Source organism: Brevundimonas sp. S1H14 (genome assembly GCF_047716865.1).
Taxonomy (GTDB): Bacteria; Pseudomonadota; Alphaproteobacteria; order Caulobacterales; family Caulobacteraceae; genus Brevundimonas; species Brevundimonas naejangsanensis.
Genome location: NZ_CP136679.1, coordinates 3,174,922 through 3,196,625, shown reverse-complemented (window position 1 = coordinate 3,196,625; position 21,704 = coordinate 3,174,922). Strand labels below are relative to the sequence as shown.

Genomic DNA, 21,704 nt, shown 5'->3' with positions numbered 1-21,704 from the left:
CTGCTTGAGCGCATTTGATAATCGCGCGCTGACGGTAGCGTCAGCGTTCGGCCACAGATGTGGGTGCGAATCCCCGACAAATCAACGCGCATTTTCGAGAGCGGCGTCCATCAGGCGTTGCGGGACCGCCATCAGCTTCGGTCCGTCGGTCCAGACCAGGGCCGCCTCGACCGCGCGCTCGGGATAGAGGCGGCGCAGGACGGCGGCGTAGATGGCCATCTGCAGAATATAGGCCGGATCGGCGTCCTCGACGTGGTCAGGCGCGGGGCGGTTGGACTTGAAGTCGATCACCAGCACCCGCTCGGGCGCGACCACCAGTCGGTCGATGCGGCCTGAGATCGAGACCCCGCTGGGCAGGTCGGGGGCGGTCCCGGTCAGGGCGACCTCGGCGCGGCTGCCGGGGCCGAAGACGGGGGCGAAGCGGGCGTCGTCCAGAACGCCGAAGGCGGCGGCGATCATTTCGGCGCGCTGGTCCTCGCTCAGGTCGCGCTCGCGCGCCAGCATCCGGTGCGCGGCGTCTGGGCGGTCGTGCGAGGGCAGCTCAGGCAGCCGCTCCAGCAGGCGGTGGATCAGGTCGCCGCGCCGGAAGCGGCCCAGCCCGGCGCCCACTCCCGAACTTGGGCCTTCGCCGCGCGCCAGGGGCGACGGGGCGGGGATGCGCTTCTGCTCCTGCATCGACGAGGGCGAGGCGAAGCGGGCGGCGGCGTCGCGCGGCGGGTTGGTCCCCGCCCAGGCGGGGGCCTCCGCGCGCATTTGGGCAGCAGCGACGGCGGCGGGCAGGCTGTCGGGGTCGGCGCCGTAGCGGCGAACGCCGCCGTCCAGTTCCCGCACCTGATCGCCCAGCCGGTTGAAGGTCTCTTCGATCACCGACCACCAGTCACCGGCCTCGGGCGCGCGTTTGGAGCCGCGTCCCATGACGACCACCCGGTCCCGCGCGCGGGTCAGGGCGACGTAGAGCAGGCGCAGAGATTCATCGCCGACCCGCGCCTCACGCGCCGCGCGAGCGTCGGCCGAGACGGGGCAGTCCTCCTTCGACGAACCGGGACACATCAGCCAGGCCTCGGCGCCGCCCTCCAGCGGGACGGGCATCAGGGACGGCCCCTGCGCCTTCGCCTTCATCGTCGTGTCGGGCAGGATGACGACCGGCGCCTCCAGCCCCTTGGCGCCGTGAACGGTCATGACGCGGACCTCGCCGCGCGGGCCTTCCAGTTCGCGCTTCACCTCGACGTCGGCGGCTTCGAGCAGAGCGAGACAGGTCTCCAGATCGGTCCCGCCGCGTCCCTCGGCGGCCAGCACCTGATTGAGGGTCTCGTCTATGGCTTCCTCGGCCTCGCGTCCCAGACGGGTCAGGATGCGGGCGCGACCTGACCGGCCGGTCGCATCGACCCGGTTCAGCAGGCGGGAGAAGAAGCCGAACGGATCGAGGTCGCGGGCGCCGCGCGCCATGCGCAGCAGGTCCAGCGCTCGGCCCCATTCAGGCCGTTCGTCCGCTCGGCGCTTCAGTTCGCGCCACAGGCCGTCGCGCTTCTCGCGGCCCGCGAGCTCGAACAGGCTGTCCTCGTCCACGTCACAGAAGGGACCGCGCAGCACCTCGGCGACCGTCAAATCGTCGCCGGGGAAGAGGGCGAAGCGGGCCAGGGCCTTCAGGTCGTCGAAGACGATGTGCTGAGACAGTTTCAGCCGGTCGGCGCCCGCCACCGGCGCGCCCGCCGCCTTCAGGGCGCGGATGATCTCCTCGAACGTCGCGTCGCGGCGGCGGACCAGAATCAGGAAGTCTCCGTACCCACAGGGACGCGGCGTCCCGTCTTTGGCGAAGACGACGGCGCCGGTTTCGACCTGACGCTTGATTTCGAGGGCCAGCGTTTGGGCCATGCGTTTGCGGGCGCTGGCGGTTCCTTCCTGATCGACGGGATCGGTCCAGGCGTCGCGCTCCGGCGGGGCCTCGTCCACGAACAGGGGCCACAGCTCGACCGCGCCGGGCTGGCCTTTGCGGGCGGCGGTGTGGTGGGGAATCTCGCCCGTCTCCCCGACCAGTGCGCGAGCGCGTTCGGGCGTGGCGAAGACTGCGTCCACGAAGGTCAGCACCGCTTCGGTCGAGCGGTAGGAGGTTTCCAGCGGCACGCCTTCAAACGCGCCGCCGGCTCCGGTGATCAGGCTGTCATAGACCTGCGCTTCCTGCCTCAGCCGCTCGGGCCGGGCGCCCTGGAAGGAGTAGATCGACTGTTTTTCGTCGCCGACGGCGAAGACGGTGCGGTCGGTCCCCTCGACGGTGAAGAACTCGCCGGTCAGGGCGCGCATGATGGCCCACTGTTCGGGGGCGGTGTCCTGAGCCTCGTCGATCAGCACGTGATCGACGCCGCCGTCCAGCTTGTACAGCACCCAGGCGGCGGTCGAGCGGACCGTCAGCAGTTCGACCGTGCGGGCCACCAGGTCGGAGAAGTCGAGCGCGCCGTGGGTTGTCTTGGCCGCCTCGTAGAGGGCGGCGTGGGCGTTGGCGAGGGTCAGCAGCCTGACAGTGTCGCCCGCGACCTTGGCGGCGCGCAACTGGTCGCGGGCCGCCAGGAACTTGTCCTGAAGATCGGCCAGCCAGCCTGTGGCGTCGGGCGGCGCCTGCTTGGTCGCCATCGATTTGCGGGGCGAGCCCGAGCCGGTCAGGAAGACGATGCCCAGAGCGTGGAAGCTCCAGTCGTGGTCAAGAGCGTGGACCAGTTCGGCAGCCCGATCCTTGTCGGTCTTGGAGCCGGTCGCCATCAACCCGGCCATGCGGCGGACCTCGCGCCGGTCCAGCCAGCGCAGGAAGTCGGCCTCGATGTCTTCGGGCGTCATGTCCGGATCGGCGCCGGTCAGGACGTAGGGACCGGGCGCGCGGCCGTCGGCGACGCGGGCGACATAGTCGGTCAGTTCGGCGCGCTTGTTCTCGATCAGGGCCAGCAGATCCTGGAAACGACCCCAGTCCAGCTCGACTGCGAAATGGCTGTAGGCCTCGCCGATCGGCCCCTCGGCGTCGGCGAGGGCGGCGCGGGCCAGGTCTTCGCGCGCGGCGTGGGACAGGGCGATCGCCGCCTCGTTCTCCAGCACAGTGAAACGCGGCGACACCCCCGCCTCGATGGGAAAGCGGCGCAGCAGTTTTTCGCAGAAGGCGTGGATGGTCTGGATCTTCAGCCCGCCGGGCGTCTCCAGCGCGCGGGCGAACAGGCGGCGCGCCTCGGACAGGCGGGCGGGGTTGAGGGCGGCGGGGTCGCCGTCGTCCAGCTTGGCCAGTTCGGCCGACAGTTCGCCGTCGTCCATGACGGCCCATTTGCCTAGCGTCTCGAACAGGCGGGCCTGCATCTCGGCGGCGGCGGCCTTGGTGTAGGTCACGCACAGGATGGCCGAGGGCGCCGCGCCGCCCAGCAGCAGGCGCGCCACCCGGCTGACCAGGGTGGTGGTCTTGCCCGATCCGGCGTTGGCGGTGACGAAGACCGAGCGGGCCGGGTCGGCGGCGCGGGTCTGGGGGTTGAGGGCGTCGCGGACGTGGAGGTTCATTCCGCCTCTCCTTCTTCGCCGCCGCCGATGACGTGCCATTCCCAGACGCGGGCCAGCAGGTTGTAGGGGCTGTAGCTGCCCATCAGATGAGGCGCGGCCCACGAGAGGTAGGGCGTCTCCGGCCGGTCGAACTCGGCGACGCGGGCCATCAGGCCTTGCAGGGCGGCGTCGGACAGGGCCTGCGCCTCCGGCCCGGAGGCGCGCACGGCGACCTCGCCCGCCTTCTTGCGGCCGACGACGCGGACATAGGTCAGTTCTTCCGGCGAGACGGGGCCGTTGGTCTCCTTGAAGCCGCCGGCGGCCAGGATGGCGCCGGTCAGGGTCAGTTGGGGGGCGAAGCCTGCCTTGATCTGTTTGGCGGTCGGGATCTGGCCGGTCTTGAAGTCCATGACGGCGGCAGACAGGGCGCCGACCTCGATGCGGTCGGCGTAGGCCTTGACCGTGAAGGGGCCGCCCGGCGCGTCGAAGGTCAGGGCTCCCTGCTGCTCGATCAGCAGGTCGACGCCGCGCGCGCGGCGCTCGGTTTCGAACCCCGCCAGCCAGCGGGCGGCGTTTCTCGCCAGCGGCGCCTCGCGGGCCATGGCGGCGTCCTCGAAGCCGTGGGCGCCCAGCTCCTCCAGCAGCAGACGCTCGATCACCGCGTCGAGATCGTCGGGCAGCAGGTCGGGCCAGTCCTCGGTCAGGCGCTCGATGGCCTTGTGCACGGCGTTGCCGCGCGCCAGGGCCTCGGCCGAGGCGCCGGGACGCTCCATCGGTTCGAGGTTCAGGATGCGGCGGGCGTAGAGGGCGTAGGGGTCGCGGACCCAGCGCTCGACCCCAGTGACGTAAAGGCTGCGCGGGCGGCGCTCGACCGGGGGCGTGGGCGCCGGGCGCGGCGCCAGCCGGGCCGGGCCGGGCGGCGGAGCGTCCAGCGCTTCGGTCCAGTCGGCGACGCCCTCGGGCGCGCTGAGCTTGACCGGAGTATCCGGGGCGTCGGCGCCGCGCGTCAGCATCTCCAGCCGCCACAGCCAGCGCGAGCGCACGGCGGGCTGGCCGCCGCGCCGTTCGCAGTGGACCAGGATGGCTTCATCGGCGCAGGCGGCCTGAACGAAATCCTGCGCCGTCTGGCCCAGGCGCCGCTCGGGCGCAGGCAGGGGCAGGGCGGCGCGCATCGGCCGCGACAGGAAGGGATCGACCGGGGCGGCGTTGGGCCAGACGCCTTCCTCCAGCCCGGCCAGGATCATGCGGTCGGCCCGCGCCAGCCGCGCCTCGATGGCGCCGAGGATGCGCAAGGACGGATGGGTGGCGCCGCCGGTCCGCACGGTCGTCTCGGCCAGCAGGGCGGCGATCAGGTCGGCGAACTCGGCGGGCGTGGTCTGTCCCAGCGGACCGCCGCCTTCGATCAGGGCCGACAGCAGGGCGGCCGCCGCCTCGCCGTCCGGCCCGGCCCAGGCGTTCTGGCCGGCCAGGACCTCGATCAGGGCGGTCAGGGTTCGGGCGGCCTCGTCGGGCGGACAGGGGCGGGCGGTCGCCAGAGCCTCCAGCCGGTCGGCGAGGGTCTGCGCGCCCTTCAGCCGGGCCAGCTTCCAGTCGGCCAGGGGCAGGCCGCCGCGCCGGGGCTGAGCCGCCTTCAGCAGGCGTTCCTGCAACTGGGACCAGCGGCGAGGGCGCGGGCCGCGCAGGGCATGTTCCTCCAGCGCCTCGGCGGCGTCGGTGAGCGACGTCTCGCCCAGATCGAGGCGGACCAGCGGGTGCTTCAGCAGGGCCAGCAGGGTCTGCGGCTTCAGCGGCTCGGCCAGGAAGCGAGCGCCAAGATCGACCAGCACCCCCGCCGTCATCCGCGACAGCGGCTGACCGGTGGAGGAGTCGGCGACAATGCCCCAGCGCGCCAGCCGCGCTTCGACCCGGCGCGACAGCTGAAGATCGGGCGTCACCAGGGCGCAGGTGATCGGCCGCCCGTCGGGGCCGCGCTCTTCGAGGCTCTGGCGCATCATCAGGGCGATGGCGGCGGCGGCCTCCTCCTCGGCGCGCAGGGACAGGACCGACAGGCCCGACAGGCCCTCGGCGATGGGGTCGGCGGCGCGGCCGGCCTCGGCCGAGCGGGCGCGAAGCGCGCGGATTTCCTGACGCCAGTCGTCGGTGGCCTCGGCCGGGCGCAGGGCTTCGTGGATCAGGCGCTGGCGCGCCAGGCCGCGCGTCTGGACGGCGGCTTCGACGGGGGGCTGAAACCAGGGCCGAACCGCCTCGCGCGCGATCCCGGCGCGGGCCAGCAAGGCTTTCAACGCCGATTGCGGATGCTGGTCGTCGATCAGGGCCCAGACGTCGGGGGCGAGGTCGAGATCGAGGCCCGGCAGGACCACCACGCCCTGAGGCGCGCGGGCCACGGCGGCCAGGACGTCAGCGGCGGCGGGCACGGTGCCGGTCGAACCGGCGGCGATGACCGGAGCCTGCGGCGGGCGGGCGTCCCAGGCCTCGGCCAGACGGCGCAGCAGGGTCGCGCGGCGCCAGGCCGGATCGACCAGGCCCAGCGCCGCCAGCCGTTTGGGCCAGGCCTCGACCGCGAGGCCGAGGAAGCGGGCGCTGTCCTGCCAGTGCGCGGCCAAGTCAGCCTCGGCCAGGGTGGCGATGCGCGACAGGTCGGACACCTCCTCCAACTGGCAGGAATCGAGGAAGCCGCCCAGGGCGTCGGCCATTTCGAGCGCGCGCAGCGGCTTCATCCCCGGCTCGAATTCTTCGGCGATCATCCGCGCCATCTCGAAACGGCGCGTCAGGGGGGCGATGGCGGGCGGCAGGTCCAGACCCAGTTCGCCGGGCGCGAAGGGCGGCTCGTCCTCCTCCAGATCGCCGAGCGGCCGCACCTGGGGCAGGAGCACGGGCCGGTCGCCGGCCAGCCTGCCCAGCGCCGAGGCGAAGGCGCGGGCGGCGCGTCGGTTGGGCAGAAGGATGGTGGCGTCCGACAGGGTCTCGGGCGAGGCGTCGCCCAGCCAGTCGAGCACCCCCGCCGCCAGATCCTCGAGGAAGGGCCGCCAGGCCGGCACGGTGCGCCAGCGCGGCCCTGAACCGGCGAACGGATCGAAGCGCCCCCCCGTCATGGTCAGAGGTCCTCTCTCAGCCGCGCGTCGGCGTCGTCGCGCGCCTGCGGGTCGCCGACGTGCATCCAGTCCCCGTCCAGCACGCAGCCGAACAGGCGCCCCTCGGCGGCCGAGGCGCGCCACAGGGGGCTGAGCGAGAAGAGGCCGTCGGGGCCGTGGTCGGCGTAGTCGGGGCGGGTGATGTGGACGCCCATATAGGCGTAAGGGGCGCTGGCGGCCTCGCCCCGGAAGGTCAGGGCGCCGTCGTCCCCGAGGAAGAAGTCGCCGCCGCCCTCGAAGCCGATAGAGCCCTCGCGCCGGGCCAGCAGCAGGGCGGCGTCCATGCGCGCGGAATCCCACAGGCGGATCAGGTCGGAAAGGGCGTCGCCCCGGTCGATCCAGACGCTATCGATATTGGCGACGAAGACGGGATCGTCGCCGAGCAGGGGACGGGCCTTCTTCAAGCCGCCGCCGGTCTCCAGCAGTTCGGCGCGCTCGTCGGAGATGCGGATCGTCGGGCGCGTGCGGGCGGCCAGATGGCTTTCCAGCCGGTCGGCGAACCAGTGGACGTTGACCACGGCGTCGGTGACGCCAGCCTCGGCCAACCGGTCGAGAACATGGTCGATCAGCGCCTTGCCGCCGACCTCGACCAGCGCCTTGGGGCGGTCGTTGGTCAAGGGGCGCATCCGCGTGCCGAGCCCGGCGGCGAGAACCATGGCGGTTGTGGGAGACATCATCGACGCACATCCTCCGGCACGTGGCGGTCCATCCAGGCGGCGACGGCTTCGAGGCCCGGCGCCTTCAGATTGGCGCTCAGGTGCGCCCACATGCGCGGCATGAAGGCGGCGTAGCGGGGCTTGCCGTCGCGGGCGATCAGGCGGGCGAAGATGCCCAGAATGCGCGCCTCATTGAGGGCGGCCAGACCGGCGTAGGCGGCCATGAAGGTCTCGCGGTCGGTCTCGGGGCGCAGGGTGAAATAATGGTCGAGCGCGAGCGCCTCCAGTTCGGGCGCCACGTCGCGGCGCGCGTCCTGCAGCAGGGAGTGCAGATCCCATGACGGGTGGGCCTTCACCGCGTCCTGGAAGTCGATCATCCCAACCGAGGCGGCGCCGGTCTTGCCGTCCAGCCGGATCAGGTTCTCCGCGTGGTAGTCGCGGTGGGCCATGACGGTCGCGCCCGCCTCGCCCGCCGCCGTGATCGGGGCCCAGGCTGTGCGCCATTCGGCGATGGCGGCCTCGTCGAAGCTGAGGGTCGGGATCAGTTTCGGCAGCCAGTCGACGAACAGGTCGGCCCCGCCCTGCAGCGCCGTCTGGTCATAGGCCAGCAGGGGCCAGTCGCCTGCAGGGCCGGTCAGGACATCGGGCGTCGGGGCGGCGTGCAGGATGGCCAGGGCCTCGACGGCGGCGCGATAGAGGGGGGCGGGGTCGGCGCCGTCCTCTATGACGCGGGCGAACAGGGCGTCGCCGAAATCCTCGATCACGGCCAGACCGTTCGGGGCGTCTATGGCGATGATTTCGGGCGCTGACAGGCCCAGCGACTTCAGGTGGGCGGCGACGGCGGCGAAAGCCTCGATGCGTCCTGCCGACAGGCGGGCGACCGCGTTCCAGCCGTGCGCATGGCGCTGTTCCGGCGTCCACGACGGATCGCAGGGCTGGCTCTCGGCGGCGGGGGCCTGATCCATCAGCATCAGGGAGGCGCCCGAGGGCGTGGTCAGCCGCTCGTAGCGCCGCGTCGAGGCGTCGCCGGGCAGGGGCGCGCGGACGGCCCCGGCCAGACCGGCCGAGCGCAGGAAGTCGAGACGGAAGGCTTCGCGGTCAGACATGGAGTTCCTTCAGTTTGGCTTCCCACGAGCCTGTGCCGGAAACGGTCGCAACTCTTCCAGAGAGGCCCCTATCGCCGCCCTCGCGGAGGGCGGCTGCCTGAGGGGCGGGTTCCGAGATTTCGATCGTCAGCCGGTCGGGACCGAGCATCCGGCCGGGGTCGTCGCCCAGCCGTTCGGGCCATTCGATCAGGGCGCAGCCTTCGTCCAGCGCCTCGTCCAGACCAATCTCAAAGGCTTCTTCGGGACGGCTGAGGCGATAGAGGTCGAAATGGGCGATGGGCGGGTCGCTCTCATAGAACTGGACAAGGGTGAAGGTCGGCGACGGCACGTCCTCGTCGGGGCGCGTCAGGGCGCGGATCAGACCCCGCGCCAGGGTCGACTTGCCCATGCCCAGCGGGCCGTACAGCAGGACGGCCTCGCCCGGCGCCAGCAGGGGGGCGATGGCTTCGCCGAGGCGGGTGGTGGCGTCGGCGTCGGGAAGGTCGAAAGTCATCAGGCGAAGGTCGCGTCAGGATCGGCGGCCAGGGTCCGCTCGACGAAGGTTTTCAGTTTCAGGGTGGCGGCCTGGGCGTCGATGTCCAACGCCAGCGGCGGGATGGGGCGGCCGACGATCAGGTCGAAGGCGCGGCCCTTCTTGTTCAGCAGTTCGTGGAAGAGGGTGATGTCGCGCAGCTCCTGCGACACCTTGTCGAACAGGTGGAACAGGCGGCTGGTCGGACCAGAGACGTGGATCGGGATGACCGGCGCTTCATATTTGCGGGCAAGCGAAGCGGCGGTGGCGGCCCATTCAGGGTCGGTCAGCAGGCCGTTCGGGCCGACGCGGGCCAGGCGTCCGGCCGGGAACATGACGACGCAGCGTTCGGCCTCGAACGCCTCCCTGGCGGCCTGAAGCGTGGCTCGGGTCTTTTCGCGCGTGCGCTTGGCCGTGACCCATTCGACCGGGACCACGGTTTCCGACAGGCGCGGCGAGACGCGCAGGGCGTCGGCGTTGGCGAAATAGATCAGGTCGTCGCGCACCGTACGTAGGGCGTCATGCACGGCGAGGCCGTCGGCGATGCCGGTCGGGTGGTTGCACACCACCAGACATCGACCCGAGGCGGGCAGGCGGTCCAGATGCGCCGTCCGCACCGTCAGCTCCAGCAGGTCGGAGACATGATCCAGCGCCTGTCGCCCGCCCATGGGGCCGATGGCGTCGGCCATGCGGCGCGCCTTGGCGTAGTCGAGCAGGCCGTAAAGGGCGAGGCGGACCAGCGGCCATGCGGCCGATCCCGTCAGCCGCGGCGCGCGCTCGGCGATCAGGACGTCGACGATGTGGGGAGCCGGACTCATCGCCTGCTTGTCGCCGAGGCGGCGGCGGCGGGCAAGCGCCATCCCGCTTGGCGCTGGCTGTAGGGCCGCCTATGCAGGAAGCCTGACCATTCATAGGGGAGTGTAGCGTAATGACCCGATCACATTGGATGACGGCGGCGGCTGTCCAGATGCTGTTGCTGGCTGGCAGTCTGGCGGCGACGCCGACGCTGGCGCGCGAAGCGCCCGTCGCGGCTGCGGCGTCGGCCGAGGCTCCGGCGTCCGATCGTCTGGGCCTGAAGGATCTGGCGATGATGGAGCGCGTCGGCGACCCGCGCGTCTCGCCGGACGGGCGTCGCGTCATCTATGCCGTCACCACGACGGACTGGGCCGGCAACAAGAATCAGACCGGCCTTTGGATGGTCGATGTCGACGGCGCTGCGCCTGCGCGTCGTCTGCCGATCTCCGACGGCGGCGTCTCGGGCGCGCGCTGGGCGCCGGACGGACAGTCGATCTATTTCATGTCCGCACGCGGCGGGTCAAACCAGGTCTGGCGCGCGGACCGCGACGGCATGGCGGCGGCTCAGGTCACCACCCTGCCGGTGTCCGTGTCGGGTTTCCGCTTCACGCCGGACGGCCAGGCGCTGGTGCTGGGCGTGTCGGTCTATACCGACTGCGAGACGCTGGACTGCACAAAGGACCGGCTGGCCGCGCGGGCCAAGTCGACGCAGCAGGTCTATGAGCGGATGCCGCTGCGCGTGTTCGACCGCTGGGCCGACGGGCGCCAGAGCCATCTCTTCCTGCAGCCGCTGAACGGCTCGGGTTTCGCCGAGGGCCAGCCGCGCGACCTGACCGCCGGGCTGGATGCCGACATCGGCGTGGGCGAAAGCAGCCTGACCATCGCGCGCGACGGGCGCTCCTTCATCTATTCGGCGCGCAAACAGGCGGACCGCGCGCCTTTCACCAACGACAGCGACCTGTATCGACTGAGCCTGGACGGCGGCGCGCCGGTCAATCTGACCGAAGGGCATTCGGGGCCGGACGGGGCGCCCGCCCTGTCGCCCGACGGACGCCGTCTGGCCTGGCTGGCGGCTCCGCGTGAGAACGTCGGCGGCGATCAGCCGGTGGTCATGGTGGCCGATGTGAACGGCGCGAACGCTCGCGCCCTGACGAACTGGGATCGCGGCCCCACCGGCCTGAGCTGGCGCTCGGATGGGCGGGCGCTCTACGTCACGGCCGCCGACGAGGGGCAGAACCGCCTGTTCGAGATCGACGCCCGCACCGGCGCGGTGAAGGCCCTGACCGACATCGGCTCGGTCGGCGACTTCGACGAGGTCGGCGGCGTCCTGGCCTATGCGCATGAGAGCTTCACCGCCCCGACGCAGGTCTTCATCGCCAGGAACGGCCATGCCGCGAGTCAGGCGACGCAGCACAACGCCGAGCTGCTGGCTCGCATCGACCTGCCCCGTCCCGAGGAGATCCGCTTCCCCGGTTGGAACGACGAGACGACGCACGGCTGGGTGTTCAAGCCCGCGGGCTTTGTCGAAGGCCGCAAATATCCGGCCGTCTATCTGATCCACGGCGGGCCCAAGTCGCCCTGGACCGAAAGCTGGTCCTACCGCTGGAATCCGCAGGTCTATACGGCGGCGGGCTATGCGGTGGTGATGGTCAACTTCCACGGCTCGCCGGGCTACGGGCAGGCCTTTACGGACGCCATCAACGACCACTGGGGCGATCGTCCTCTGGAAGACCTGCGCAAGGGCTGGCCGGCGGCGCTGACGGCCAATCCGTGGATCGACGGCGAACGGGCCTGCGCGCTCGGCGCCTCCTACGGCGGCTATATGGTCAATATGATCGCGGGCCAGTGGAACGAGCCGTGGCGCTGCCTGGTCAACCACGCCGGGGTGTTCGACGTGCCGCAGTTGATGAACGCCATGGACATCTCGACCTTCATCCATGAGTTCGGCGGCGCGACCTGGGACCGCAAGGCCGTCTATGACGTCCACAACCCCGAGACCTATGCGGGCGACTGGAAGAAGCCGATGCTGGTGCTGCATGGCTCCAAGGACTTCCGCGTCCCGATGGAGCAGGGGCTGGCGACCTTCTCGGCCCTGCAGCGGCTGAATATCCCCAGCCGCTTCGTCCATGTACCGGACGAGAACCACTGGGTGCTGAAGCCCCAGACCTGGGTCGAGTGGCAGCAGGAGATTCTGGACTGGACGGCCGACTGGACGAAGGAAGGTCAGTAAAGCGTGAGCTGAACAGGAGACTTTGCGGGCGGCGCGCGGCGGTGTTAGGCCTTCGGCCAGACATCACATCCGCATGAGGAGCGCCTGAATGCGCCGCCTGCCCCATCTCCTGTCCGGCCTCAGCGCCGCCGCCCTGCTGACCGCCACGGCCCTGCCGGCCCTGGCCGAGGGGGCGCCCGCCGCTCCGGCCGCGGCGACGGCCCAGGCCCGTACGGCATTCACCTATCAGGACATGATCTCAGCCAACCGGCTGGGCGACCCCCAGGTGTCGCCGGACGGCGAGTGGGTGGTCTATGCCCTGACCCAGACGGATGTGGCGGCCAACAAGCGCTCCAGCGCCCTCTACATCCTGAGCCTGAAGGGCGAGGCCCAGCCGCAGAAGCTGGCCATCTCCGAAGGCGGCGCCAACACCGCCCGTTGGGGCGCCGAAGGCAAGCTGTATTTCCTGTCGAGCCGCTCCGGCTCAAGCCAGGTCTGGGTCTCGGCGGACAAGGGCGCGACGGCGACGCAGGTCACGGCGTTGCCGACCGACGTCAACGCCTATCGCATCAACGACGCGGGCGATGCGGTGGCCGTGTCCCTGGCCGTCTATCCGGACGCCGCGGACCTGAACGCCTCGGTCGCGCGCGGAAAGACCGAGGCCGAGCGCAAGTCGACCGGCCAGGTCTATGACCGCATGTTCGTGCGTCACTGGGATACGTGGAACGATCACACCCAGAACCACCTCTTCGTCCAGTCGATCGGCGCCGACGGCAAGGCGGGCGGCGAGCCGGTCTGGGTCACCAAGGGCTTCGACGGCGACACGCCCTCCAAGCCGTTCGGCGATGAGAGCGAATTCACCTTCGCGCCTGATGGGCAGTCGCTGGTCTTCTCGGCGCGCAAGGCCGGGAACAGCGAGCCGTGGAGCACCAATTTCGATCTCTACAGCGTCGCCGTCTCGGCGCCGGGGCAGTTGACCAATCTGACCGAGGCCAACCCGGCCTGGGACACCGGCCCGGTCTTCTCGCCGGACGGCCAGACGCTGGCCTATCGCGCCATGGCCCGTCCGGGTTTTGAGGCGGACAAATACTCGATCTTCCTGCGCGACGTCGCCACCGGCCAGACCCGCCAGATCGCGGCCAACTGGGACCGTTCGGCTGACACCCTGCAGTGGTCCAAGGACGGAAAGACGCTCTATACGACAGCGGGCGATGTCGGTCAGACCAAGCTGTTCGCCATTGATACGCGCAACGGGGTGGTCATGCCGCTGACGGGCGATGGCCACGTCGGCGCCTTCGGCCAGACGCCCTCGGGCTTCGTCTTCGCGATGGACAGCCTGACGTCGCCCAGCGACCTCTACTTCAAGACCTGGCGCGGCCGCGAAATGCCGCGCCGCCTGACCAATGTGAACCCGCAACTGGCGACCAAGGTCTTCGGCGAGGCCGAGCAGTTCAGCTTCCCCGGCTGGAACGACGAGACGGTCCACGGCTACGTCATCAAGCCGGCTGACTACGTCGAGGGGCAGAAATATCCGGTCGCCTTCCTGATCCATGGCGGTCCGCAGGGCTCTTTCGGCAACTCATGGTCCTACCGCTGGAACCCCGGCACCTATGCGGGCGCGGGCTATGCGGTGGTGATGATCGATTTCCACGGCTCGACCGGCTACGGCCAGGAATTCACCGACGCCATCAGCCAGCACTGGGGCGACCGCCCGCTGGAAGACCTGCAGAAGGGCTGGGCCTTCGCCCAGTCGAAGTATGACTTCCTGGACGGCGACAACGCCTGCGCGCTGGGCGCTTCCTACGGCGGCTATATGATCAACTGGATCGCGGGCAACTGGCCGGGCGAGTTCAAATGCCTGGTCAACCATGACGGCGTCTTCGACACCTTCGGCATGGGCTACGGCACCGAGGAGCTGTGGTTCACCGAGTGGGAATACGGCGGCACGCCGTGGGAGAATCCGCAGGGCTATCAGAAGTTCAACCCGGCCAACCACGTGCAGAACTGGCGCGATCCGATGCTGGTGGTTCAGGGCGACCTCGACTTCCGCATCCCGACCTCCCAGGGCCTGTCGACCTTCACCGCCCTGCAGCGGCGCGGGATCGAGAGCCGCCTGGTCTTCTTCCCCGACGAGAACCACTGGGTGCTGAAGCCCGCCAACAGCCTGCAATGGCACAACGAAGTGTTCGGTTGGCTGGACAAGCACCTGGCCAAATAAGGCTCAGCCTGACTTCGGGGCGCGGTTCGTCAGGGCCGCGCCCTTCGTCTTTCGGGGGAGGACGCATGACGCGACGAGGGCTTCTGGCGCCGCTGCTGGCGACTGTGGCGACGGCCGCTTGCGCGCCGTTGATCGGGCAGGGGGCGATGGCGCCGGCGCAGTTGGGGCCGCCCGGCTGGCGCACGGCGCGCGCAGCCTATGGCGCCGATCCGCGTCAGACCTTGCGCCTCTATCGATCGGCAGGGGCGAACCGCTTGCCGATCTTGATCGTGTTGCCGGACGGCGCGCCCGAAGCGGCGGACGAGCGGGCCGCACGCGATCTGGCCGAGGGCGGCTTCATTGTGGTCCTGGCCGACCGACGCGACGCGCCGGACAGTCCGCACCCGGCCTTCATTTCCGACGCGGCGGCGGCTGTCGCCTGGGCGGCGAAACGGGTCCAGGATCTCGGCGGCGATGCGGAACGCATCGGCGTTCTGGGCCTGGGCGAGGGCGGCCGCGCGGCCCTGATGCTGGTCTTGGATCGACGCTATCTGGCGGCGGTCGGCGCGCCTGCCGCCGCGCGCGCGGCCGCCGCCCTGAGCGCAAATGCAGGGCCGGACACGACCTTCACCGACCCTTCGGCCTATGGCGTCGCCTCTGATTCAGCGCCTGTGTGGCGTGGAGCGACGGGCGATATGGCGGGCGCGGTCGCCTTCCTGCGCGAAGCTCTGGCCTAGGTCTTTGCGGTCAACTGTCATGTCGGCGTGTTTCCCCTGTCTCGCCAAGGTCACGGTTTTCCGCTAGAGGAAGCCATGACAGACAAGATGACCCCCCAGGCGGCGCTGGACCGCCTCGAAACCCTCTACAATCAATCCGTCGCCAATCTTCGCCAGGCCGTGAAGGTCTTTCTGGCGACCGGCGAGCGCGCCGAACCCGAAGCTCGCGCGGCGGGCCTGTTCGCCTATCCCCGCCTGACGGTGACCTGGCACGGCGAGCGGCCGCAGAATCTGGAAACCCGCGCCTATGGCCGCCTGTCGTGGCCCGGCGTCTATTCCACGACCATCACCCGGCCTGACCTGTTCCGCCCCTATCTGCTGGAGCAGCTGACCCTGCTGGCGACCGAATACGGCGCCGATTTCAAGGTCGAGCCGTCGGATCAGGAAATCCCCTTCCCCTATGTGCTGGACGGTTCGGACGTGGTGCTGGACCGCACCATGACGGCGGCCATCGCCCGCTGGTTCCCGACGACCGAACTGGCCCACATCGGCGACGAGGTGTCCGACGGCCTGTGGGAGCCGGGCGAGGAGCATCCGCTGGCCCAGTTCGACGCTCTGCGCACCGACTTCTCCCTGGCGCGGCTGCGGCACTATACCGGCACCCCGGTCGAGGACGTGCAGAGCTTCATCCTCTTCACCAACTACAACCGCTACGTCGACGAGTTCGTGCGCTGGGCTACGGCCCAGATCGCCGATCCCGACAGCCCCTATGAGGCCCTGTCCTGCGCCGGGGGCGTGGTGGTGACGCGCGCCACCGACGATCCGGAGGCGGCCATCATGGACGCCGCCTGGCGCAAGCATCAGATGCCCGCCTATCACCTGACGCGGCCAGACGGTCAGGGCATCACCCTGGTCAACATCGGCGTCGGCCCGTCCAACGCCAAGACCATCTGCGACCACCTGGCGGTCATGCGGCCGCACGCCTGGATGATGATCGGCCACTGCGGCGGCCTGCGCGGCAGCCAGACCATCGGCGACTATGTGCTGGCCCACGCCTATCTGCGTGACGACCATGTGCTGGACGCCGTCCTGCCCGCCGACATCCCCATCCCCAACATCGCCGAGGTGCAGCGCGCCCTCTATGACGCGACCAAGCTGGTCTCGGGCGCGCCGGGCGAAGAGGTCAAGAAGCGGCTGCGCACCGGCACCGTCGTCACCACCGACGACCGCAACTGGGAACTGCGCTATTCCAAGTCGGCCCTGCGCTTCAACCAGAGCCGCGCCGTCGCCATCGACATGGAAAGCGCCACCATCGCCGCGCAGGGGTATCGTTTCCGTGTGCCTTACGGGACGCTGCTGTGCGTCTCGGACAAGCCGCTGCACGGCGAGATCAAGCTGCCGGGCCAGGCCAACCGTTTCTACGAGGGCTCGATCTCCGAGCATTTGCAGATCGGTATTCAGGCGGTGGAACTGCTGCGGGCCGAGGGCGCGCGCCTGCACTCGCGCAAGCTGCGCGCTTTCGACGAGCCGCCTTTCCGGTAAGAGGGCGCTATCGCGCGACGCGGTCGCGCGCTGCTTGAGTGCAGGCGCGGCGCCTCTCCCTCCCCTTCATGGGGAGGGTGGCTGAGGCCGTCAGGCCGACCCAAAGGGCGGCGCGGAGCAGCCAAGACGGGTGGGGGGGCTAGGCTGCTGATCAAGCTCCGCGGCGCTCTGCGCTCATATCGCCGGGCCCTCCCCACCCGGTCTCCGCTTCGCTGCGACCACCCTCCCCATGAAGGGGAGGGAGAGGCTCGATTTTGTTTTCAAGAAAGAACTTTACAACATAAAGTTCTTGGCTCATCTTCTGCATCACAGGCAGGGAGAGACGCCATGACCCGCGACCAGGTTCAATCCGTTCACGACGACATCGCCTATATGAAGGCCCTGGCCCAGGAAGGGCGGCATGCGCCGCTGCTGGGCGGGCGCATCCTGATCATCGCCGGACTGGTGTTCGGCGTGGCGGCGCTTGCCCACTACGGCGTCCAGAGCGGCGTGATCGAGGTGTCGCCCATGGCCTATCCGCTGCTGTGGGGCGCAGCCATGGTGATCTTCTTCGGCGCCCTGATGGTCGAGATCAAGCGCTGTGGCCACAGGCCGGGCGCCCGGTCGGCGGGCAACCGCGCCGCCGGCGCGGGCTGGATGGGCGTGGGGCTGGCGACCTTCGTCATGTTCCTGTCGATGGGCGTGATCGCCTGGATGACAGGGCGCGGCGACGCCTTCGCCATCTTCCCGTCGCTGATCTTCGCCCTCTACGGCTCAGGCTGGGCGGTCTCGGCGACCATGAGCGGCCAGCGGTGGCAGTGGCGGCTGGCCATCGGAGCCTGGATCGCCGCCCCCTTGATCGCCTTTTTGATCGGCAGCCCCCTGTTGTGGCTGGGCTATGCGGCGGGGCTGTTCCTCTTTGCTTTCGTTCCCGGCCTGATCCTGGCGCGTCAGGAACCGGCGGAGGTGGTCTGACATGACCGCCGCAGAACCGGCTGACGATTTCGACATCGGCCGCATCGACGAGGTGATCCACGGCCGGGTGCGTCTGGGAATCATGGCCTATCTGTCGGGCGTGGAGAGCGCTGACTTCGGCGAGCTGAAGGCCCGGCTGCAGACCACGGACGGCAATCTGTCGGTGCATCTGCGCAAGCTGGAGGAGGCGGGCTTCGTCTCCGTGTCCAAGAGCTTTCAGGGCCGCAAGCCCCTGACGCGCGCCAGCATGACGACGGCGGGGCGCGACGCCTTTCTCGCCTATCTGGACGCCATGTCCGCCCTTGTGGCGGGCCGCTAGAGCAGCTGGCGCCGGACGCTGAACCAGCTATGGAGGGCGGGTATGAGCCAGCGCCCTTCATCATCAGACACAGGCGGGGCCGGCCCGTTTTCGGCGCTGGCTGTCGAGCCGGGCGTCTGGGTCGATCCGGTGGCGGTCGTGGCGGGGATCCACCGGCGCGAGGGAGCGCTGGGACTGATCGCCGGGGCCGGCGATCCGGCCGCGCATGGAGGGCGGATGTCCTTCGTCGCCTGCGAGCCGGATCTGTGCGTGACAGGGCGGGTGGACGAAGCCGCGCCTTTCGAGGCTCTGCGGAGTCCGGCCTTTGCGGGCGGCGGGGTCGTCGGCCTGCTGAGTTATGATGCGGGGGCCCGCCCGGCGACGGGTGAACGGGGCGGGGACTGGCCCGATCTGATGCTGGCCCGTTATCCGGCCCTTCTGGCCTTCGATCACCAGAGGAAAGAAGTGCGCGCCGTGGGGCGGGGCCGCACCGGGGCGCAGGCGCGCGAACAGGCGCGTCGGGCGGCGGCCTGGCTGACGCAGGCGCGGGCGCCGACGACGCCGTCAGCGCCGGCTTCCGCCTTTGAGGGCGAGGCGGCGCCGGAGGTCTATGAGGCCGCCGTAGCGGATGTCGTGGGGCGCATCGCGGCGGGCGAGCTGTTCCAGGCCAACATCGCCCGCGCCTGGTCGGGCGGGCTGGCGGCGGGGCGTGATCCGTTCGATGTCTTTGTGCGGCTGTCGGCGGCGCGCGGCGCGGCCTACGGCGCTTTCTGGCGGCTGGGCGATCGGGCGATCGTGTCCAATTCGCCGGAACTGTTCCTGACCTTCAACGAGGCGAGCAGGCGGATCGAGGCTCGCCCGATCAAGGGAACGCGGCCGCGCGCTTCCGATCCGGGCCGTGACGACGCCCTGGCGGCTGAACTGACCGCCAGCGCCAAGGATCGGGCCGAGAATCTGATGATCGTCGATCTGATGCGCAACGACCTGGCGCGGGCGGCGCGGCCGGGAACGGTCCGGGTCGAGGGGCTGTGCGAGCTGGAACGCCACCCCACGGTGCATCATCTGGTCTCAACCGTCAGCGCCGAGGCGGCCGCAGGCTTCGGTCCGGCTGAGGTGCTGGAGGCGGCCTTTCCGCCAGGTTCCATCACCGGGGCGCCCAAGCATCAGGCCATGAAGGTGATCGCGGCGCATGAACCGCCGCGCGGGCCGTGGTGCGGCTCTCTGTTCGGCTGGGGGCTGGCGGGCGATCTCCGTCTGACGGCGTCGGTGCTGATCCGCACGGCGGCCTTCGTTGAGGGTGCGGCGGGCTGGCGTTGGCGCGCTCAAGCCGGGGCGGGCATCGTCGCCGACAGTGATCCGCACGCCGAGCGGCTGGAGACCGAAGCCAAGATCCAGGCGCTGCGCGAGGCGTTGGCGGGGTAGGTCAGCAGTCGGTGCAGACGACACGATCAACTGTGCGCGGCCGCAGGAAGTAACGGCGCGACAGAGTGACCGGCTTGGGCAGGACGGCGGCGAACGGCGACCTGTAGATATACTGGGTCTCGCCCATGATCACCGTCTGCTCCTTCTCGACCACGTCGGGCGGCAAATCGGTGACGCGACTGCCGCGCTGTAGAGGCGACAGCGCCTTGCCGTTGCCGTGGCTCCATTCGATTGTAGCCACGCCCCGAGCGTCGACGGAGATGCTGGTGGTGCGGATGGACAGTTCGGCGGCGGGGAAGGGGCGCATGATCAGGCCCCCGACGGCGTAGATGGCGTTGATACCGGCCCGGTTGGTTCTTTCGCTCTGGGCGACCAGGTCCGACACGACCGAGGCGGCGTGACTGGCGCGGCGCTGGGCCATGAAGCCCTGGCTGAACTCGACCAGGCCGAAATAGAGCAGGATCATCACCGGCGCGATCAGGGCGAACTCGATCGCCGTGGCGCCGTCCCGGTTACGAAGCAGGCGGGTCAGGGAGCGGAGACGCAGGCGCCGGCTCATTGATAGGGCTCGTTGCGGAAAGCCAGGGTGGTGGTCAGCATCACCCGCCCGTCCTTGGTGCGCGACACGGCCTGGGCGATCATCGGCGTGACGATCGGCTGCTCGTACCAGATGCGGACCAGCACCCGCTCCCCGGGGCCGCCGGGCTCGAACTTCAGGCCGGCGGGGTCGAACAGGTCGCCGCTGGTCGGGTCCGGCGGGGCCTTGCTCGGGTCGGTCAGGGAAAAGTCGTCCAGTACGCGCACGTCGATGAAGGCGCGGCGGCCGCAGTCGCCGGAAAACAGGCTCATCTCGGCGCAGAACTTGTCCTTGAACTGCTCCGGCGTCAGTTCCTGCGTCTGGGCCTGGCCGGTGCGCACCTGGCGGGCGGCGTCCGAGGCGGCTGTCTCGACCATGGCGTCGACCAGCAGCATCAGGCCGATCTCCAATATGCCGAACAGCAGCAGGAAGAAAGGAAGGGCGACCAGGCCGAACTCGATGGCGTTCGAGCCCTCGCGTCGTTTCCGGTCGTGAGAACGTCGCGCCAAGGCCCGGCCTTTTAAGAGCCGCGCCCGGCGGGCGCGGCAGGGGCGCAGGTCGCGCCGCAGGTCACTTCGGTCGTCTCGCGGCCGCGCCAGACCCGCACTGTTCCGGCGTTGCTGGGCGCCACCACGATCTGGCGCTGGAACAGGGGGCGGCCCAGACCGTCCACGGCGATGACCTCGGTCACCCCATAGGCCTTGCCAGTGATGAACAGGGTGCGGGCGTCGGTGACGGCGACATCGGCGATGGCGGGATTGGCGACGATGACGGACCCGGCGGCGGCGCCCAGCTGGACGCGCGCAGCCTGATGGATCGGCACTTCCAGTTGACGGCTCTGCGCCGTCGCCGCCGTCGCGCCCAGAACAACCGGCAGGCCGACGCACAGCAGGCGGATCAGGTTCGCCCTGTGGGGCCTGGCCGATGCCGTCATGTCGGAACCTCCGAAGTCAAAAGAACGGGCGCGCGCGACGCCGCGCGTGAACTGTCGCGCGCAAAGGTCAAGATTTCCTGAAATTCGCGTGTCCTCCGAGGATTGGGCTATTTCGTAGTAAATACATAAGTAACCATCATAATTTTGCGACTGATGGCTAGATTTTACTCGTCCTTAATCCGATCCGGCGCATGATCGTCAGGCATACGGGGATCAAGCGGGCAGAAAACCGGTGACCCTGAATGGTGGGACTGTTGCTCGCTCTGAACAAAGGAAGACAAATCATGCGTAACTTCATCAATCGCTTCGCCAAAGACGAATCCGGCGCCACGGCCATCGAATACGGCCTGATCGCCGCCCTGATCTCGGTGGTCATCATTGTTGCGCTCACGCAAATCGGACCGAAGGTCAAGGGCATGTTCGATGGCGTGAACAACGAACTGGACAAGGCTGAGCCGGAAGAAGGTTGAGACCTTTTTAAACTTAAATAATAACGGCCGGAGTGAAAGCTCCGGCCGTTTTTCTTTGGCTTGACCCGGTGAAATAAAGAGCAACGAAACCGAGTTTTAAAGACTTGAGGGCAGTCTGACGGCATGGACCAGCTCTCCTTCATCCTCCTCGCCGTCCTCCCGGTGCTCGCCGTCGTCGCCGCGCTCCACGATCTGACGACGATGAAGATCCCGAACTGGATCTCGATCGCCCTCGTCGTCGGCTACTTTCCGGCGGCGCTGGCGCTGGGGCTGCCGCTGAGCGTGGTGGGCGTTTCCGCCGGGATGGCGTTGGCGGCGCTGTTCATCGGCGCGGGGATGTTCGCGCTGAACTGGATCGGCGGGGGCGACGCCAAGCTGCTGGCGGCGGCGACCCTGTGGATGGGGCTGTCGGGCACGCTGCACTTTCTGCTCTATACGGGCCTGGCGGGCGGAGTCTTCTGCATGCTGCTGCTGACGGCGCGCAGTCGCCTGCCCATCCTGGCCCAGACGGGACCGGGCTGGGTGATGCGGCTGATGCAGCCCAAGGGCGACATTCCCTATGGCGTCGCCATCGCGATCGGCGCTCTTCTGGCCTATCCCGCCAGTCCGTTGATGGCCGCCTTCATCGCCGGTTGACCTGCGTTCGCCAAGGACTGTCCCGCTTAGGGACGCGTTAACCTCG

18 protein-coding genes are annotated in these 21,704 nt (G+C 69.5%); 9 read left to right on the top strand and 9 right to left on the bottom strand.

Translation table 11 applies throughout. The annotated features are described in order from the left end of the window. Positions 1–81 precede the first annotated feature (81 nt). The 6 genes from addA to RSD66_RS15390 are packed head-to-tail and all read right to left on the bottom strand — an operon-like array spanning position 82 to position 9,768. Positions 82–3,525: a double-strand break repair helicase AddA gene (gene addA, locus RSD66_RS15415; RefSeq protein ID WP_415288545.1), complete on the bottom strand. Its 3,444-nt coding sequence runs from the start codon at positions 3,523–3,525 to the stop codon at positions 82–84. Further along, positions 3,522–6,596, bottom strand: a complete 3,075-nt coding sequence (addB, locus tag RSD66_RS15410) for a double-strand break repair protein AddB (RefSeq protein WP_415288544.1) — start codon at positions 6,594–6,596, stop codon at positions 3,522–3,524. Before addB ends, addA begins: the two co-directional genes overlap by 4 nt. A 2-nt stretch (positions 6,597–6,598) precedes the next feature. Continuing rightward, entirely contained in the window at positions 6,599–7,312 is a 714-nt protein-coding gene (gene murU / locus RSD66_RS15405) for an N-acetylmuramate alpha-1-phosphate uridylyltransferase MurU (RefSeq protein WP_415288543.1), read from the bottom strand. Next, positions 7,309–8,397 (bottom strand): N-acetylmuramate/N-acetylglucosamine kinase AmgK, encoded by a 1,089-nt coding sequence (gene amgK / locus RSD66_RS15400; protein ID WP_415288542.1) that lies wholly within the window; start codon positions 8,395–8,397, stop codon positions 7,309–7,311. The genes murU and amgK overlap by 4 nt, the downstream gene beginning before the upstream one ends. Then, positions 8,390–8,893 carry a tRNA (adenosine(37)-N6)-threonylcarbamoyltransferase complex ATPase subunit type 1 TsaE gene (gene tsaE, locus RSD66_RS15395; RefSeq protein ID WP_415289610.1) on the bottom strand — a complete coding sequence of 168 codons (504 nt, stop codon included), beginning with the start codon at positions 8,891–8,893 and terminating at the stop codon, positions 8,390–8,392. Before tsaE ends, amgK begins: the two co-directional genes overlap by 8 nt. Further along, positions 8,890–9,768, bottom strand: coding sequence for a 1-acyl-sn-glycerol-3-phosphate acyltransferase (locus tag RSD66_RS15390; RefSeq protein ID WP_415288541.1), 879 nt, complete (start codon positions 9,766–9,768; stop codon positions 8,890–8,892). The genes tsaE and RSD66_RS15390 overlap by 4 nt, the downstream gene beginning before the upstream one ends. Before the next feature lie 68 nt (positions 9,769–9,836). On the opposite strand from RSD66_RS15390, the gene RSD66_RS15385 reads away from it, so the two are divergent. The 7 genes from RSD66_RS15385 to RSD66_RS15355 all read left to right on the top strand — a co-directional run bounded on the left by RSD66_RS15385 (position 9,837) and on the right by RSD66_RS15355 (position 19,041). Next, positions 9,837–11,933 (top strand): prolyl oligopeptidase family serine peptidase, encoded by a 2,097-nt coding sequence (locus tag RSD66_RS15385; RefSeq protein WP_415288540.1) that lies wholly within the window; start codon positions 9,837–9,839, stop codon positions 11,931–11,933. Positions 11,934–12,021: 88 nt separating this feature from the next. Next, positions 12,022–14,130: a prolyl oligopeptidase family serine peptidase gene (locus RSD66_RS15380; protein WP_415288539.1), complete on the top strand. Its 2,109-nt coding sequence runs from the start codon at positions 12,022–12,024 to the stop codon at positions 14,128–14,130. 65 nt (positions 14,131–14,195) lie between these two features. After that, positions 14,196–14,846, top strand: coding sequence for an alpha/beta hydrolase fold domain-containing protein (locus RSD66_RS15375; protein WP_415288538.1), 651 nt, complete (start codon positions 14,196–14,198; stop codon positions 14,844–14,846). A 75-nt stretch (positions 14,847–14,921) separates the two neighbouring features. Further along, the gene (locus RSD66_RS15370) at positions 14,922–16,367 is read left to right on the top strand and encodes an AMP nucleosidase (RefSeq protein ID WP_415288537.1); all 1,446 of its coding nucleotides are present in this window, start codon (positions 14,922–14,924) and stop codon (positions 16,365–16,367) included. 327 nt (positions 16,368–16,694) lie between these two features. After that, positions 16,695–17,321, top strand: a complete 627-nt coding sequence (locus RSD66_RS15365; RefSeq protein WP_024354999.1) for a hypothetical protein — start codon at positions 16,695–16,697, stop codon at positions 17,319–17,321. A gap of 1 nt (position 17,322) precedes the next feature. Next, a complete protein-coding gene (locus tag RSD66_RS15360; RefSeq protein ID WP_415288536.1) occupies positions 17,323–17,640 on the top strand; it encodes a winged helix-turn-helix domain-containing protein in 318 nt (105 codons plus the stop codon). A gap of 42 nt (positions 17,641–17,682) precedes the next feature. Further along, positions 17,683–19,041, top strand: a complete 1,359-nt coding sequence (locus RSD66_RS15355; RefSeq protein ID WP_415288535.1) for an anthranilate synthase component I family protein — start codon at positions 17,683–17,685, stop codon at positions 19,039–19,041. A 1-nt stretch (position 19,042) separates the two neighbouring features. Here the strand turns inward: RSD66_RS15355 and RSD66_RS15350 are convergent, their stop codons facing one another. From RSD66_RS15350 to RSD66_RS15340, 3 genes are read right to left on the bottom strand one after another with little or no spacing between them, the layout of a single operon-like run. Continuing rightward, positions 19,043–19,600, bottom strand: coding sequence for a TadE/TadG family type IV pilus assembly protein (locus RSD66_RS15350; RefSeq protein ID WP_415288534.1), 558 nt, complete (start codon positions 19,598–19,600; stop codon positions 19,043–19,045). Beyond that, a complete protein-coding gene (locus RSD66_RS15345) occupies positions 19,597–20,127 on the bottom strand; it encodes a TadE/TadG family type IV pilus assembly protein (RefSeq protein ID WP_415288533.1) in 531 nt (176 codons plus the stop codon). The genes RSD66_RS15350 and RSD66_RS15345 overlap by 4 nt, the downstream gene beginning before the upstream one ends. Positions 20,128–20,138: 11 nt before the next feature. Further along, positions 20,139–20,552 (bottom strand): pilus assembly protein N-terminal domain-containing protein, encoded by a 414-nt coding sequence (locus tag RSD66_RS15340; RefSeq protein WP_415288532.1) that lies wholly within the window; start codon positions 20,550–20,552, stop codon positions 20,139–20,141. A 284-nt stretch (positions 20,553–20,836) separates the two neighbouring features. On the opposite strand from RSD66_RS15340, the gene RSD66_RS15335 reads away from it, so the two are divergent. Together RSD66_RS15335 and RSD66_RS15330 are read left to right on the top strand one after the other, a co-directional pair. Continuing rightward, a complete protein-coding gene (locus RSD66_RS15335; protein WP_415289609.1) occupies positions 20,837–21,022 on the top strand; it encodes a Flp family type IVb pilin in 186 nt (61 codons plus the stop codon). 123 nt (positions 21,023–21,145) lie between these two features. Next, the gene (locus tag RSD66_RS15330; RefSeq protein ID WP_415288531.1) at positions 21,146–21,658 is read left to right on the top strand and encodes an A24 family peptidase; all 513 of its coding nucleotides are present in this window, start codon (positions 21,146–21,148) and stop codon (positions 21,656–21,658) included. Positions 21,659–21,704 lie beyond the last annotated feature (46 nt).